General features: G+C 59.3%; 13 protein-coding genes and 1 tRNA gene. 3 read left to right on the top strand and 11 right to left on the bottom strand.

The genetic code is table 11. From position 1 onward, the window contains the following. Positions 1-69 precede the first annotated feature (69 nt). Positions 70-1,323, top strand: a complete 1,254-nt coding sequence (locus EOI86_RS03700) for an Hsp70 family protein (RefSeq protein WP_161973675.1) — start codon at positions 70-72, stop codon at positions 1,321-1,323. A gap of 13 nt (positions 1,324-1,336) precedes the next feature. Here EOI86_RS03700 and glmS read toward each other — a convergent pair whose 3' ends face one another. The 3 genes from glmS to EOI86_RS03685 all read right to left on the bottom strand — a co-directional run bounded on the left by glmS (position 1,337) and on the right by EOI86_RS03685 (position 4,972). Further along, positions 1,337-3,166, bottom strand: coding sequence for a glutamine--fructose-6-phosphate transaminase (isomerizing) (gene glmS, locus EOI86_RS03695; protein ID WP_127763771.1), 1,830 nt, complete (start codon positions 3,164-3,166; stop codon positions 1,337-1,339). 71 nt (positions 3,167-3,237) lie between these two features. After that, positions 3,238-4,602 (bottom strand): bifunctional UDP-N-acetylglucosamine diphosphorylase/glucosamine-1-phosphate N-acetyltransferase GlmU, encoded by a 1,365-nt coding sequence (glmU, locus tag EOI86_RS03690; protein ID WP_127763770.1) that lies wholly within the window; start codon positions 4,600-4,602, stop codon positions 3,238-3,240. A gap of 130 nt (positions 4,603-4,732) precedes the next feature. Continuing rightward, on the bottom strand, positions 4,733-4,972 hold the full coding sequence (locus tag EOI86_RS03685) for a hypothetical protein (RefSeq protein WP_127763769.1): 240 nt from the start codon (positions 4,970-4,972) through the stop codon (positions 4,733-4,735). 230 nt (positions 4,973-5,202) lie between these two features. Here EOI86_RS03685 and gph point away from each other — a divergent pair, with 230 nt between their 5' ends. Beyond that, positions 5,203-5,910, top strand: coding sequence for a phosphoglycolate phosphatase (gene gph, locus EOI86_RS03680; RefSeq protein ID WP_161973674.1), 708 nt, complete (start codon positions 5,203-5,205; stop codon positions 5,908-5,910). A 12-nt stretch (positions 5,911-5,922) separates the two neighbouring features. On the opposite strand, the gene EOI86_RS03675 is transcribed toward gph, so the two are convergent. After that, positions 5,923-6,759 carry a DUF3108 domain-containing protein gene (locus EOI86_RS03675; RefSeq protein ID WP_161973673.1) on the bottom strand — a complete coding sequence of 279 codons (837 nt, stop codon included), beginning with the start codon at positions 6,757-6,759 and terminating at the stop codon, positions 5,923-5,925. Positions 6,760-6,996: 237 nt separating this feature from the next. Between EOI86_RS03675 and EOI86_RS03670 the strand changes: the two genes are divergently transcribed. After that, a tRNA-Val gene (locus EOI86_RS03670) sits at positions 6,997-7,071 on the top strand. A 610-nt stretch (positions 7,072-7,681) separates the two neighbouring features. Here the strand turns inward: EOI86_RS03670 and EOI86_RS03660 are convergent. From EOI86_RS03660 to EOI86_RS03630, 7 genes are all read right to left on the bottom strand, one after another. Then, positions 7,682-8,710, bottom strand: a complete 1,029-nt coding sequence (locus EOI86_RS03660; protein ID WP_127763766.1) for an ABC transporter ATP-binding protein — start codon at positions 8,708-8,710, stop codon at positions 7,682-7,684. Next, entirely contained in the window at positions 8,710-9,699 is a 990-nt protein-coding gene (locus EOI86_RS03655; RefSeq protein ID WP_127763765.1) for an ABC transporter ATP-binding protein, read from the bottom strand. Before EOI86_RS03655 ends, EOI86_RS03660 begins: the two co-directional genes overlap by 1 nt. After that, the gene (locus tag EOI86_RS03650) at positions 9,696-10,565 is read right to left on the bottom strand and encodes an ABC transporter permease (protein ID WP_205032045.1); all 870 of its coding nucleotides are present in this window, start codon (positions 10,563-10,565) and stop codon (positions 9,696-9,698) included. The genes EOI86_RS03655 and EOI86_RS03650 overlap by 4 nt, the downstream gene beginning before the upstream one ends. Next, entirely contained in the window at positions 10,566-11,579 is a 1,014-nt protein-coding gene (locus tag EOI86_RS03645; RefSeq protein WP_127763764.1) for an ABC transporter permease, read from the bottom strand. Positions 11,580-11,585: 6 nt separating this feature from the next. Next, a complete protein-coding gene (locus EOI86_RS03640) occupies positions 11,586-13,172 on the bottom strand; it encodes an ABC transporter substrate-binding protein (protein WP_127763763.1) in 1,587 nt (528 codons plus the stop codon). Positions 13,173-13,206: 34 nt separating this feature from the next. Continuing rightward, the gene (locus tag EOI86_RS03635; RefSeq protein WP_127763762.1) at positions 13,207-14,475 is read right to left on the bottom strand and encodes an aminotransferase class III-fold pyridoxal phosphate-dependent enzyme; all 1,269 of its coding nucleotides are present in this window, start codon (positions 14,473-14,475) and stop codon (positions 13,207-13,209) included. A gap of 255 nt (positions 14,476-14,730) precedes the next feature. After that, complete coding sequence (locus EOI86_RS03630) at positions 14,731-15,336, bottom strand: TetR/AcrR family transcriptional regulator (RefSeq protein ID WP_275668579.1); 606 nt, start codon at positions 15,334-15,336, stop codon at positions 14,731-14,733. Positions 15,337-15,349 lie beyond the last annotated feature (13 nt).

Here is a 15,349-nt window from a genome sequence, read left to right as displayed (position 1 = left end):
GCTGGGCAATTTGCCCCGGCACCCGCCCGCCAACCCACGAAAACTATTACACATGAGAGAAGCAATTTTATGGGCGACTGGCTAGCAGTAGATTTCGGCACGTCCAACTCGGCCGCGGCCTATGCCGAGGATGGCGCGATAAAGCGCATCCAACTCGAGGAGAACAGCGACACGGTACCCACCGCGGTGTTCTTTTCCCTCAATGATGCATCAATGGCGATCGGTTCGGTCGCCAACGCAGCGCTGATCGACAGGCTGGAAGGCCGTTACATGCGGTCGCTGAAACGTGTACTGGGCACGTCCCTGATGGCTGAGCGCCGCACGATCCTGGACCGGAAACTGGACTTCTATGACATCGTCTCCGCCTTCCTGAAAATCATCAAGGATCGGTCGGAGAAACAATCGGGGCGCCATTTCGACAAGGTCGTCGCCGGACGCCCTGTTCTATTCGACAGCAAAGATGCCGAGATCAATGAACGCGCGGCGACCGATCTCGAACGATGCTACAACATGGCGGGTTTCGACGAGGTCGTCTTCCTGCCCGAGCCGGAGGCCGCGGCCCTGTCCGTCATCGACCAAATCAAGCCGGGCGATCTTGGCATTGTTGTCGATATCGGGGGCGGCACGTCGGACTTCACCGTCTTCAAAAAAACCGGGCACGGGATAGAAGTGGCCGCATCCCACGGCGTGCGGTTGGGCGGCACGGATTTCGACCGGGCCATGAACCTGCAATTCATCATGCCCTGCATCGGCCACGGGCACCTGATACGGCATGGGATGAACGGGGAAACGATCGCGGCGCCCAACGCAATTTTTCAGGACCTCGCAACCTGGGAAAAGATCCATCTTCTCTATACGCAAAAAAATCTATCCCTGGCGAAAGGCCTTGTTCAGGACGCGGTGGAACCCGCCATATTTCAGCGGTTGCATCGCGCCATCGACTGGCAGCTGGGGCACGAAATCGCCTTCCTCGCCGAGCAATCGAAGATCGCTTCGAACGGCACGAATCCCAGCACCCATATCGAGTTGGGGCTTCTGGAATCCGGCCTGTCGACGCCGATGGCCCCGACCGAAATCGACGCTGTCTTTCTTCCGTTTACGGAAACGCTTGCCGAGACGCTAGACGACACCCTCGCCAACGCCCAGGTCGAAAGGGACGCCGTTTCCCATGTCGTTCCGGTTGGCGGGGCCAGCCTGATGCGGTTGGTCCAATCCGCCATATCCAAGACCGTCCCGGAAGCATCCGTGGTCGACACACCGATCTTTACCGCCGTCGTTGACGGACTGGCCCTTCATAGCGGCGCCGTGTCCGCGGGGACGTAGGACCCGTACGGCCCTATTCCACCGTCACGCTCTTCGCCAAATTCCTCGGCTGGTCCACGTCGGTGCCTTTAATGACCGCCGTGTGATAGGCGAGAAGCTGGACCGGTATGGAATAGAGAATGGGGGCCACGACCGGGTCGACGGCAGGAAGTTCGATACAGGCGAAGGGTACCGCCTGCTTCTTCATCCGGGCGATGCCCTTGGCGTCGGACAGGAAAATCACCTTGCCGCCGCGCGAGATCATTTCCTGCACATTGCTGGCGGTCTTTTCGAACAGGGCGTCGCTGGGCGCGATCATGATGATCGGCACCTCGTCCTCGATCAGTGCGATCGGGCCGTGCTTCATCTCTCCCGCCGCATAGCCTTCCGCGTGGATATAGGAAATCTCCTTCAGCTTCAGGGCGCCTTCCATGGCGATCGGGAAGCTGGACCCACGGCCCATATAGAAGACGTCCCGCGCCTTGGCGATTGTTTGGGCGATTTCCGCGATATGTTCGTCGTGCTTCAATACCTCCGCCGCTCGGCCAGGCACTTCGGACAAGGCGCTGGCCAATTCCGCTTCGCGCTTGTGGTCGATGGTTCCGCGCGCCCTGGCCGCCGCGATGGCGATGGAGGCGAAAACCGTCAGTTGCGTTGTGAAGGCCTTGGTCGAGGCAACACCGATTTCCGGCCCCGCCTTGGTCAGGATCACCGCATCGGATTCACGCGCGATGGTGCTTTCCGGCACATTGACGATGGAGAGGATATGCTGGCCTTCCCGCTTGCAGAAGCGCAGCGCTTCCAGCGTATCCGCCGTCTCCCCCGATTGGCTGACGAATATCGCCAACCCGCCTTCCGGCAGGGGCGCGCCGCGATAGCGGAATTCTGAGGCGATATCGACCTCAACCGGAATGCGCGCCAATCCTTCAAGCCAGTATTTGGCGACATAGCCGGCATAGGATGCCGTACCGCAGGCGGAAATGGTAATGCGCGGCACGGTCGCGAAATCAATCGGCAGCGGCGGTAGCGTGACCGTCTGACTAGCCGGGTTCAGAACCGTCGCCAGCGTGTCGCCGATCACGGTCGGCTGCTCATAAATTTCCTTGAGCATGAAATGGGGGAAATTGCCCTTACCGATGATGGCGCCGGACACCGCCGTTTCGACGATCGGCCGATCGACGGCCTCACCGGCTTCGTTGAAGACCTCCGCGCCGTCGGGACCGACGGCAGCCCAATCGCCGTCTTCCAGATAGCAGATCCGCCGTGTCAGCGGCGCCAGGGCCAGGGCGTCGGAGCCGAAATACATTTCCCCCTCGCCATAACCGATGGCCAGCGGGCTGCCGCGCCGTGCGCCGACCATCAGGTCGTGATGGCCGCGGAATATCATCACGAAGGAAAAAGCCCCTTCCAGCCGGGGCAGGGTCTTTGCGACCGCTTCCTTCGGGCTCAACCCCTCGTCCAGATACATGTTGATGACGTGGGCGACGACTTCGGTATCGGTTTCGCTGGTGATCGCGGAAGCGCGCTCGCCAAGCTCATCCTTCAATTCCAGGAAGTTCTCGATGATGCCGTTATGGACCAGCGCGACATTGTCCGAGATATGCGGATGGGCGTTGTTTTCCGACGGCACGCCATGGGTTGCCCAGCGCGTATGGCCGATGCCGACCGTCCCCGCCAATGGGCTGCCTTCCAGGACCGCCGCCAGATTGGCCAGTTTTCCTTCCGCGCGCCGGCGGTCGATGGACCCGTTCACTAGGGTCGCGATTCCGGCCGAGTCATATCCGCGGTATTCCAACCGCTTCAGACCGTCCAGCAATAAGGGGGCTGCATCTCGTTTTCCGAGAATACCGACAATGCCGCACATGGTTGGGACGGTCTCCTTCGTTCCGTTAACTGTCGTAATAAACCGGGCCCATCTCCGGCCCACCGTTCAGCCTATTTTTCGGCCTTTTGTTTCGCTTTTTGGGCCGCCCGCCCCTCCCGGAATTTCACCGCCGCGCCATCCTTGGCCACTTGCTGACCGCGGGCGACGGCAATCGCGTCTTGGTCCACGTCATGCGTCACCGTGCTGCCGGCGCCGACAATCGCGCCGTCACCGATGCTGACGGGCGCGACCAATGACGAATTGGAACCGATGAAGGCGCCCGCGCCGATCTCGGTGCGGGATTTCAGATAGCCATCGTAGTTACAGGTGATCGTCCCGGCGCCGATATTGGCCTTCGCCCCCACGCTGGCATCGCCGATATAGGACAGGTGGTTGGCTTTCGCGCCTTCGCCGAACACGGCGTTCTTCACCTCGACGAAATTACCGATGCGCGCGCCGCCGCCGATCTCGGTTCCGGGGCGCAGGCGCGCAAAGGGACCGACCTCCGCCCCCTGGCGCACGATGGCCCCTTCAAGATGACAAAAATCCTTGATGACGGCGCCTTCCTCGACGGTCACGCCCGGCGCGAAAACCACATTCCGGCCAATCTCGGCGCCCGGCGCGATCCGTGTATCGAAAGAAAACCAAACCGTCGACGGGTCGCGTAGCGTGACACCGGCATCCAGTGCCGCCCGCCGGCAGCTTTGCTGATACTGGTCTTCCGCCGCGGCAAGGTCACTCTTGCTGTCGACGCCCTGCAATTCCGCTTCCGGCGCTTCGATCGCAGCGCACCGCCCACCATCCTCACGGCAAATCGCAACCAGATCGGTCAGATAGTATTCGCCCTTGGCATTATCGTTGCCGACCCGGTCGATCCAGGTGAACAGCCGTGCGGCCTCGATCGCCATGACGCCGGAATTGCAAAAGGTGATCGCTTTTTCATCCGGCGTCGCTTCGCGTTCCTCGACAATCGCCGTCAGATCGCCCCCGGCATCCTGGATCAAGCGTCCATAGCCCGTCGGGTCCTGCGCCCGGAAACCCAGCACGACCACCGCCGCGCCCTCGTCGCGCGCATCCAGCATGCGCTGCAGCGTCTCGGCTTTCAGGAAAGGACTATCGCCATAGACCACAAAGACGGTCGCGTTGTGGCCGGCATAGCCGTCCAGCGCGGCGCGGGCCGCCTTGACCGCATCCGCCGTTCCCTGCCGGTCGTGCTGTATCGCCGTTTGCGCGGGTGCGACGGCGCGCTCCAGGTCCGGCATGTCTGGGCCGACCACAACCACCGTCCGTTCCGGCGACAGCGGCGCCACCGCCCGCAGGACATGGTTCACCATCGGCAAGCCGCCGACTTCATGCATTGCTTTCGGTTTCGCGGACCGCATGCGGGTGCCAAGCCCGGCGGAAAGAACGACGGTGGCGCAGGACGGGGAATTCATACCTGGAAAACTGCCTGGTTCGCTTTGGAAGAAATTGTTGTTCACTAATGCCACACGCGCAAAACAGCGCCAAGTCACTCTTTGTTACGCGTATTTGCGGATTGTTTCGAAAGGTTTCGGCGGATCGGTCCTATTTTCGCAATGACTTGGCTTGGCTGAGGAAGTCGTCGAGCAACCGAAGTATCTCCGAACGCTGGGCTTCATCCATCATTTCCAGGCCGTCATTGATGGCAAGCTGCATGTCCAGATTGGGTACGCCGCCGGATTGCCCGGCCTTCAGCAGGCTATCGGCCAGGTCATCGCCGCAAATTGCTGCCAAATCCGACCGAAATCGCGCGAGCAGCGCCGCCAGTTCATTTTCATCCGCCACGAATCCCCCCTTTTCGGCCCTCTCAAGCCAAGACGGTGGGTTTCCCCAGCCAGCAGGCTGTTGTACCAATGCGCCTTGGTTCGAGCCCTCCCGTCCGGGCCCGGCACCACCGCGAGAGTCGCCCCCCGCAACAGAGTGAAATCCGTCACCATCGCCGCAATATCCAAGTTTCCAATTATCAGGCAAACACCGGAATCGCGCAAGGTGTAGGGACAGGAGAAATACCCGCAGTGCGAGCAAATATCAGATCCGTTCGGCGTACGCCCAACCAATCACGTCGGTCCGCAATCCGCACCGCCTTCGTCTTCGACCTGGATGGAACCTTGATAGACAGCGCGCCGGATATTGCCGATGCCGCGAACCGCCTTCTTGTAGAATATGGCGGTACCCCGCAGCCAATCGGCAAAGTGATGAAAATGGTCGGCGGCGGCGCGCCTAAACTGCTGGAACGCGCCTTTGCGGCGGCGGGACTTGCTATGCCACCGGCTGAAGAAGTCCTTGCCCGTTTTCTGGAATATTACCACACCGGTCCGGCGATGATGACCAAACCCTATCCCGGCGTCCCCCATCTTTTGGGCGCGCTGCACCGGGCGGGCAACCCCATCGCCTTGTGCACCAACAAGCCAGGCCGCGCGACCGACGCAATCCTGACGCGGCTGGGCTGGGACGGTTTGTTCGATGCGGTCGTATCCGGCGATGATCTGTCGGTAAAGAAGCCCGATCCACTCCCTGTCCTGGCAGCCTTGTTTCTGGCCGGCGGAACACCGAACCGGGCGGTCTATGTCGGGGACAGTCATGTAGACGTGCAAGCCGCCCGGAACGCGGGCCTGCCGGTTATGGTGCTCACCCATGGCTATGCCCATGGGCCGGTTTCCGCGTTGCGGGCCGATGCCCTGGCAACCACGATCAGGCCGCTGTTGCGTCTGGCAGGATCCTGAACCTACGGGAAATCAGTCGTTTTTCAGCGCCAGTTGCTTGCCGCCCGCGGCGATGCTGGTGAGATGCGCCATCACGGTGCCGTAATCGGTTTCGATCTTGGCACGGACGGGAATGGCGGGGGCCTCGTCCAAGGGGCGTCCGACATAGACCACGCGGTCATGGGCGGTCTTTACGTATTTGCTTTTTTCCTTCCGGTCGCCACCCAGCAGTTCGTACTCGATACCGCAGGCCCGTGCCTCTCCCTGGAAAACGGAATAGTCGTTGGCCTCGAAGTTTTGCGTGCCCTTGTCCGTGACGGTCAGGTCATAGCGCCGTCTGCCATCGAAGACTTGGAAAACACCGCTGCAGGCCGCCCCCTGAGTCAGGGATTCCGACAGGCCCGCGATCACGCTCAGCGGATCCATGGTGCCGATTTCCGCATCGTCCGGCAGGGCGTTGACCTCTTCCAAATCGGGCGGCGGCTCGACAAGAACGGCAGCGACATCGCCCGACCCGTCATAGGCCAGGGCCACCTTGCGCACGCGATCCTCTCGATACCCATGATTTCGGTGGCGCGCCGGCACAGGGCCACCAGCCTCGAATTTGCCGATCGACTCTGTATTTCCACGCCAGGAGAAGAAGAAATCCAGGATGCCCTGCGTCTCGCCCTGCGCAACCAGGCGATAGCGCCGGTCCGTCCGGTCCAATTCCGCCTCGGCGGACAGCACATGCAATCCGCCGAAATAGACCTCATAGGTCATCACGACAGGGTCGGTGTCTTCCGCGCTGGCCGGCGTCGCAACAAATGACGCGGCGGCAATCGCACAGGCACAAAGCCAAGCCGCGGCGGCAAGCAGCCGCGAGCGCATCGCTCCTACGCTCCAAATTTCGCGTATCGGTTCTACTATCGGCATTTTTCCGGGGGCACTCCCGTCACCCGCTCATCTGCATTGTGATCTATTTCAAATTGCCGGGGCCGCAAGACCGGGACCGGTCCAGGACTGAGAAAATAGCATGAATCCGGCCAATCGGGCAGCATCGTAACGCATTCTTGACAGCGCCGGACCCCGCGCGTAAATCCTCCAGCCTCAACGCCGTCAGGCGGCGGGCGCGTAGCTCAGCGGGAGAGCACTGCCTTCACACGGCAGGGGTCACTGGTTCAATCCCAGTCGCGCCCACCATTTCATCCGATTGAAATCATTAATTATTATTTTTGAGACGCTGTTTGTTAGGCAGTGCTCCCGTGGTTCAATTGAACCACAAACACGGATTTGCAGCGCGAAAACAGCCCAATGGGAGCACTGCCTATCCGCTCGGGCTTAGCGATAAACTCAACACTGTTCATCGGCGATTTAGACTTTGCCTGACAATCAAATCCACCTCTGGATTTCGTAGCTCAGTGAATGAGCGCCAACACACGGGCCGCCCCCTGTCGTGACCAATCAACCCAAGCATCGCGTTTCGGGACGGCACACCTCAATTGAGCACAGGATTCCTAATCCTGGGGCCGTGGGTTCGAATCCCGCCGGGCGCACCACACCCTCAAGGGGTCCGTTCCGGACACATGGGCAACAGTTTATTCCGGATACATAGATGACATTTTTGGTCGGAATGATCGGCACAGAATCCTTTGTTACGCCATCTCCTCAATCTGTTTGGCAAGCGCCGATAGGGAGCAGAGAAATGGCACGAGCAGCGAGGAGCAGCCAAACGTTTGCACGGTCTAGCGACAGGACTTCTTGATCTCAGCTTTCGGGATGAGCGTGTAGACTCGACCTGAGGCAGGAAAGACTAAAGTTCCTGCCCTGGATGATGGCAGGCGACGCGGTGGCCGGCCGCACTGATTTCGGCAAGGTCCGGCGAGATGGTCTTGCACTTGGCGCTGGCGCGAGCACAGCGCGTATGGAATCTGCATCCTGACGGTGGGTTGATGGGAGACGGCAGATCCCCGGTCAATTTGATCCGGCTCCGCGACCGCTCGACACGCGGGTCAGGCCGTGGAATAGCGGAAATCAAGGCTTGCGTATAAGGGTGCTGAGGGCGCGAATACAGATCTTCGACCGGTGACAATTCAACAATCTTACCCAGATACATCACGGCCACACGGTCGGAAATATTCCGGACGACACTAAGGTCGTGAGAAATGAAGAGATAGGCGCAGCCGAGCTGACGCTGCAGCATCCGCAGCAGGTTTAAGATCCCCGCCTGTACCGAAACGTCGAGCGCGGAAACCGGTTCATCGAGGACGATGAGTTTCGGATTGAGCGAGAGCGCCCGGGCAATACCGACCCTTTGCCGTTGTCCGCCCGACAGTTCGTGCGGATATCGATCGATCATATCCGCCGGCAGTTGGACAAGGCCGATCATTTCGGCGATACGCGCGCGAAGATCCTGCGGTGGCAAGTCGGCCAGCAGCAAACCCTCGGCAAGAATCTGGCCGACAGTCATGCGGGGGTGCAAGGAAGCCATCGGGTCCTGGAAAACCAATTGCATGTCACGCCGCAGCGCCCGCAACTCGGCCGCGTCGGCCTCGGTCACGTTTCGGTCGTCCAGAGTGACCTGCCCAGCACTCGGCTCTATCAGGCGCAGAACGCTCCGTCCCAGGGTAGACTTGCCACAGCCGGACTCACCGACCAAAGAGAGCGTCTCCCCCGCGGCGACATCGAAACTGACATCGGAAACCGCCTGAACGACGCCGACCTGCCGACCGAAGGTCCCGCCCCGCAAGGGGAAATCCTTGTGCAGACCGCGCACTGACAAAACAGTCTTTGCATCACGCCCGCGGTCTTCGGCGCCTGTCCCATTTGGAACCGTATGCATTATTGGATCTCCGCCCGAAATGCGCCGTTCATGGGGAAATGACACGCGCTCGCCGTAGCGCCTTGAAACTCCAGCGCTGGATCATTGGACCGACATTTGTCCTGCGCGCGTTTACAACGCGGCGCAAAAGAACACCCCGGCGGACGCGCGAAAATGGAAGGTGGTGTGCCTTCGATCGGGTCCAGCGGCTTTGCCTCGTCAATCGTCGGAACGGCGCCGATCAGCGCGGACGTGTAGGGATGAGCTGTTTCATAGAAAATCGGCTCCGTCGCGCCCCGTTCAACCACACGGCCGCTATACATGACCGCAATCTCATCAGCGATCCCCGAAACGACACCGAGATCATGAGTGATCAATACCAGTCCGATGTCCAATTCCTTACGCAGATCGACCAATAAATCGAGGATCTGTGCCTGAACCGTCACATCGAGGGCCGTCGTCGGTTCATCTGCAATGATCAGTCGAGGCCGGTTCGCCAGAGCCATGGCGATCATCGCACGTTGACGCATTCCGCCGGAGAACTCATGCGGGTACTGTCGAACGCGGCGCGCAGGCTGCGGGATAGAGACCATCTCCAGCAGCCGCTCCGCTTCCTTTATAGCGTCGCGCTGTGAGACGGAGCGATCATGCAACCGGATTGCTTCGGCAATTTGCTTGCCGATCGGAATGACGGGATTGAAAGCCGTCAACGGATCCTGGAAGACGCATCCGATATCCTTGCCGCGGATCCGGCGAATTCGGGATGCCGGCATTCCGATCAGTTCCTCGCCCATGAACCTTGCATGTCCATCGACACGGGCGCCGGACGGCAACAGCTGCAGAAAGGCCATCATGGCTACCGATTTTCCGGACCCGCTTTCACCAACGATTCCAAGCACCTTTCCAGGGTCCAGGGAAAGATCGATTCCGCAGACGGCCTCCGCCCAATTGCCTTCCGCGTCTTTAAAGCCGACGCGCAGATCTTTCAGCTCAAGCAAGGGCGTCGTCATGTGCTTCTCCGGTCGAACACATCGCGCAAACCATCCCCAAGGAAGGACGAAGCCAGAACGACGGAGAGGATTGCCATGCCCGGGCCGAAAGCAATCCACCAATTGTAAAAGCGGGCTGCGCCTTCAGATATCATGCTTCCCCATTCCGGAGACGGCGGGGTCGCGCCAAGGCCGATGAAACTTAGTGATGCCGCCAACAGCACGACTTGCCCGAAATCCATCGTGGCGTTGATCAATGTGGGGGTCCAACACAGCGGCAGAACGTGAATGGTGAGAACACGGAACGGCCCGGCGCCGCCGGCGACCGCGGCCTCTACATGGTCGCGCTCTCGCATTTCAAGAACCTGGGCACGCATCAACCGCGCATAGATCGGCCACCAGACTATCACCATGGCGATCGAGGCGTTGGCCAAGCCAGGCCCGAGCATCGCCGCCACCGCCATTGCCAGCAGGATCGGCGGGAACGATACGGTGACGTCCACCAGACGCATGATGATCGAGTCCCACCAGCCGCCGAAGAAACCAGCAACTGCGCCCATTGCCGATCCGATGACGACCGCGCAAAACACAACAACGAATGCGATGGGAATGGACCACACCGACCCATGCAGAGTGCGGGACAACACATCCCGACCGAGGGCGTCCGTCCCCAACCAGTAGTCCCCTGACGGCGGTTGCAAGCGGCGCCCGACCATGGCGAGAGGATCGTCGATGGGCCAAAAGCTGACGGTCAGCACGGCGATTATCCAGAACAGGAGGATGGCCGCACCGATTTTCGACGTCAGCGGCAATCTGCGCATCAGCCATTTCAAACCGTTGAACCTGGCGCGCTTCACAGCATCCGATGAAGAGACAAGCTCGGTCACTTAGTGCACCCTGATCCGTGGGTTGGCCCATGCATAGCCGATATCCGTCAACAGGTTCGCCAGTAAGAATGCAACGGACCCGACGATCGTCACGCCGCCGATCGCCGGATAATCCAGCGAAGACGCAGCCCGGACGGCATAGGATCCGATCCCGGGCCAGGAGAAGATGGCTTCTGTCAGAACCGCACCGGTGATCAGATAGGCGAACGTAAAACCAAGGATGGTCAACAAGGGTATCATTGCATTCGGCAAGGCATGATTGATCAGCACCACATGCTCGGGCGCTCCTTTGGCCCGGGCTGTCCTGGCATAGTCCTGCGCCATCCCTTCAATCAGGGAAGAACGGACCAGCCTGGTGATAATGCCGGTAACCGCCCATCCCAGGACAAACGCCGGAAGGGCCAGATGCGCAATCGACTGAAGAAAAAGCGAAAGATCCCCGGCAATCAAAGAGTCGATGGTGTAAAAACCGGTAACATCCGGGGGCGGATCAACCCTCGCCGGCAAGCGCCCGGTACCGGGTACGATAGAGAGTCGAACAGAAAAAAGATAAAGCAAGATAAGGCCGGACCAGAAGATCGGCAGCGACGAGCCGACCAGTGCCACCATGCGGGCCAAACTATCCACGACCGACCCTCGATACTTGGCGGACAGCAGTCCAAGCGACAAGCCCAATGTCGTGCCCACGATCATCGCGCAGACAACCAGTTCCAGGGTAGCCGGCAGGCGTTGGGCGATGTCGGCCGCCACCGGCCGCCGCGTCGCGAACGACGTGCCGAGGTCACCCTGCACGAGATTCCCCAGATAGGCGGCGTAGCGGACCGGCAGTGGTTTATCGAGTCCCCATTCGGCTTTCACCGCCGCGACGACTTCAGTGTTCGACATCATGCGTTCGGGAACAAGGGCCGCCAATGGGTCGCCCTTGGTCATTTGCGACAACATGAAAGACACGCTCGCCACGCCAAGAAGCAGAAAAGGAATCGCGATCAACCGCTTGATGACGTAGGCGAGCATGCAACTTTACTTTCGAGAGATTTCGGCCAGAGGCAGGTTGCAGCAAGCCGAGTAGCGAACACCGCTGATGTCACTGCGATGTGCCAGCACGAGGTTTGGAGAAACAAGCGGAATGATGATCGCATCATTCATCATTTCCTCACCCAACTTGGTATAGGCCGCCTCGGAATCCGCACCAGAAGAGGCGAGCGCCGTTGCATAGAGAGAGGCTTCCTCCGGATTTACCACCAGGTCGTCTTTGCCGACACCGGCGCGCTTTACCCAAGGATATCCTTCAATCATTCCGAAGTAAGCGATGTACTGGCCGGAACCGTAGTAGTCCGGCGCGTAGTAAACGGCAGTCACAGGCCATTCGCCCGCACCCAGTTCATCGCGCCAGACGGCCCAGGTCAACGGCTTCAGTTCCATTTCCACGCCGATGGCCGCGAAGTCCTGCTGGACCTTTTGCATCATGATGTTGAAGTCGACACCGTAGATGTTGTCATTGGGATAGCCAGCAACCAGCTTCAGGTCGGACTGTCCCGCCGCCGCCAGCATTTCCTTGGCTTTCTCGATATTCTGTTCCCGTTGCTTCAGCCCGGCGGTACCGGGGAAGCCGTTCGGAAGCGGGGCCGCCTGCTTCGCGCCATTGCCGCCAACCGTGAAATCCAGCATACCGTCATAGTCGATGGCCAGCGCAAGTGCCTGACGAACGTCTTTCGTCAACACATCGGCCATGCCCTTCGCGCCCGGAATGAAGCCGATATAGGTGAAGTTATAACTCGGAACGACTTCCGTAACGACGTCCGGTGAGCGGATCGACTGCGCCGTGTCCGCGTCGATCTGCATTGCGATATCGACTTGCCCGGTCTCCAACGCCTGGGCCTGGCCGACGGCATCCTGAATCTGGGTAACAACAACTTCCGCAAAGGCGGGGGCGCTTCCCCAATAGGCATCGTTCCGAGCCAGTCGAAGTTCGGCTTCGGGCGAATACGTCTTCAGCATGAACGGTCCGGACCCGGCCGAGTTCTCCAGGAACCAGGATTCCGCCTTATCCGCCTCGGATGCGTCATCCGCGGCGGATGCACCGGCACCCTTGGCAACGTCGGCGTTGATGATCCCGGTATAAGGCGCGGATACCTTATTCAGGAACTCCGAGTTCGGCGCATCGACGATGAATTTAACGGTCTTCGCGTCAACGGCCTCGGCGCTGACAAGCCCGTCCATCAGGAAGGACGGGGAGCCTTTGACGTTCTTCAAACGATTGAAGGTCCAAATGACGTCGGAAGCCTCAACCGGCGACCCATCCGAGAAACTGGCGTCTTTCAAGTGAAAGGTGAACTCTGTGAAATCGCCGTTCACGTCCCAGTTTTCCGCCAAGTTTGGCACAAGCGTCTTGTTGTCCGGTGCCAACGTGACCAGCGTTTCGTATACGGCCGTCAGGTAGAACTGGCAGGTGTCACAGAACGCGCGGGACGGGTCGAGCGAATTGACGTCCATTGACCGCGCGATCACCAAAGTGTCGCTTTCATCGGCTAAGACCGGCTGGGCGAAAACCGCACCCCCGGCCAGTAAAAGGGCCGCAACCCCTTTGTTAATTCTGAAATGCTTCATGACTTGCTTCCCTGTCGGCGCAACGGTTGATGATTCAAGACCCGGTCATTGCCATCACCTTGGTGGATGGCTGTAAGGATGCCCGGTTGCTCTTTATTTCCTCGAAAGCTGCGCCGGTCGCCTCGAGGGTTTGCGCAATGTCCGTTTCGGTCATCGCGGCATTGGTGAACATGTTGTGATACGGGGACAGATAGACGCCGCGTTTCATTGCGGCCCTGCAAAAGCCGTAACAGACCCGAAAATCGGGATCGTCTTCGAATTGAAGCATCGGTAGGGTTTCCGGCCCCGTGCAACGAACCCCGATACCGATATCCTTGGCTTGAGCGTTCAGACCGTCACGAAACGCTTTGCCGATCCGATGCATGTCTTCCAGATACTTGGTTTCCCGAATGATGCGCAGCGTTTCCAATGCCGCCGCCATCGGAACCGCGGCAAACCAATAAGACCCTGTGGCGTATATCTGCGATGCGGCGTCACGCGCGCGATTGTTCCCCATCAAAGCGGAAATGGGCTGGCCGTTGCCGAGCACCTTCCCCCAGGCCGACAGGTCGGGCCGAACGCCGATTGATTCCCAAGTACAATCGCGGGTGACGCGGAAGCCTGCCCGCACGTCATCCACAATCAACAACGCGTCGTGCTCATCCGCCAAATCTCTGGCGACTTGGGCATATTCCCGGTCCGGCATGGATTGATCGGCAAAAACATCATGCCGGTACGGGGTGGCGAATATTCCGGCAAGATCGCCGTCGGCCGAAACCACGGCATCCTTCAGGCTCTGCGGATCCCCATAGTCGAAATAGATGACATGAGCTCGATCCTCGTCCACCACGCCGGCGGGCCGCGGAGTGCTCCATGGCATCGATCCATGATAGGCCTTGCGTGCGACCAGAACCTTGCGCTTGCCGCGATAGGCCCTGGCAATCATGAGCGCCATCATGGTCGCATCCGACCCGTTCTTGCAGAACATCGCCCAATCGGCATGCGAGATCATGGACACCATTGCCTCCGCCAAATCGACGATCAGCGGAGAAGGGCCGGTGGATGCGTCTATTCGGGACTGCTGGTCGGAAACTGCCCGCATGACGTCGGGATGGTTGTATCCAAGAAGATTGGGCCCATAGGCGCACATGAAATCGATATAGACGTTACCGTCCACATCGGTGATGCGTGTGCCTTCGGCCTTGATGAAGAACTGCGGCGTATCTTCCGGCATCAGCGCGACGGATTGATGGCCGTACATCCCGCCCGGGATGACCTCCGTCGCCCGTTCGCGCAACATGCGATCTTTGGCGTTGTTCCACATAGAGGCCTCCGGAGACGTTAAATCGGTGATGAACTGAAGAAATGTTATTGACGGAAAATTCGGCTTACAATGAGAATTCATACGCAGTTGGTAACAAAAAAACTGCCCGTCTCAATTCATTGCAATAAGCCAGGACATGATTATTTTATGTATAATTTCAACATTCTATAGATTATAAGAATACTTATCGCTAAGTTTCTTACGGTGAAGAAACTGAAATCGACTATATTTTTAATGATAAATAATTTTGTTATGTCAGTCGTCAGAAGCCGACTTTAGGGGCAGGTCTTCCGGCAGGTAGGTGCGGAGATAAGCCACAGACGCCCGCCAGGCTTCCATAAGGTATCGGTCGGTGATCCGGCCATGCTCCGCATAGGAAATGGCCCAAATACCGTCCATCAGCCCGAAAGTTACGCCCAACCAGTACTCAAGATCGGTCAATCCTGCACATTCAAACCGCGCGTGGAATTCCTGCGCCCTGGTTTTCGACGCTGCCGTGTTTCCACGCAGATCGAGGTTACGAACCTCCACACTGACGCCCGCCCCCATGAAAAGCCGCAAAGCGGCGGGATTCTCATTCAGGTAATCGCGACCCCGCGTCTGCCGGACTAAAATAAGGTCCTGCCACCGGCGCGGCGCGGGAGAGATCTCCTGTCGAGCCAGTTCCGCAAGTTCTTCGTGATAGCGCCTGGCCAGTTCGACGAAAATGGCATTCCGGTTCGGGAAGAAGTGATAAACCGATGGCAAGGGCACGCCTGCCCGATCGGCCACCATCGCAAGCGTTACATCGCTGTCCATGTGATCAGCCAGAATGTCCGCTGTCGCATCGAGCAGCCGAGAAAAACGCTCCCGGCCCCTCACTCGCTGCGGCCTT

Origin of the sequence: Hwanghaeella grinnelliae (assembly GCF_004005845.1) — a bacterium.
In the GTDB taxonomy this organism is placed as follows: Bacteria; Pseudomonadota; Alphaproteobacteria; order UBA8366; family Aestuariispiraceae; genus Hwanghaeella; species Hwanghaeella grinnelliae.
This window is presented reverse-complemented; position numbering and strand designations above follow the sequence as displayed.

Bases quoted from the DNA above. Each gene is read 5' to 3' on its own strand.
- EOI86_RS03635 (WP_127763762.1), bottom strand. From the start codon at position 14,475: ATGTGGAACAACGCCAAAGATCGCATGTTGCGCGAACGGGCGACGGAG.
- glmU (WP_127763770.1), bottom strand. From the start codon at position 4,602: ATGAATTCCCCGTCCTGCGCCACCGTCGTTCTTTCCGCCGGGCTTGGC.
- EOI86_RS03645 (WP_127763764.1), bottom strand. From the start codon at position 11,579: ATGCTCGCCTACGTCATCAAGCGGTTGATCGCGATTCCTTTTCTGCTT.
- EOI86_RS03675 (WP_161973673.1), bottom strand. From the start codon at position 6,759: ATGCGCTCGCGGCTGCTTGCCGCCGCGGCTTGGCTTTGTGCCTGTGCG.
- EOI86_RS03660 (WP_127763766.1), bottom strand. From the start codon at position 8,710: ATGCATACGGTTCCAAATGGGACAGGCGCCGAAGACCGCGGGCGTGAT.
- EOI86_RS03640 (WP_127763763.1), bottom strand. From the start codon at position 13,172: ATGAAGCATTTCAGAATTAACAAAGGGGTTGCGGCCCTTTTACTGGCC.
- EOI86_RS03700 (WP_161973675.1), top strand. From the start codon at position 70: ATGGGCGACTGGCTAGCAGTAGATTTCGGCACGTCCAACTCGGCCGCG.
- EOI86_RS03655 (WP_127763765.1), bottom strand. From the start codon at position 9,699: ATGACGACGCCCTTGCTTGAGCTGAAAGATCTGCGCGTCGGCTTTAAA.
- glmS (WP_127763771.1), bottom strand. From the start codon at position 3,166: ATGTGCGGCATTGTCGGTATTCTCGGAAAACGAGATGCAGCCCCCTTA.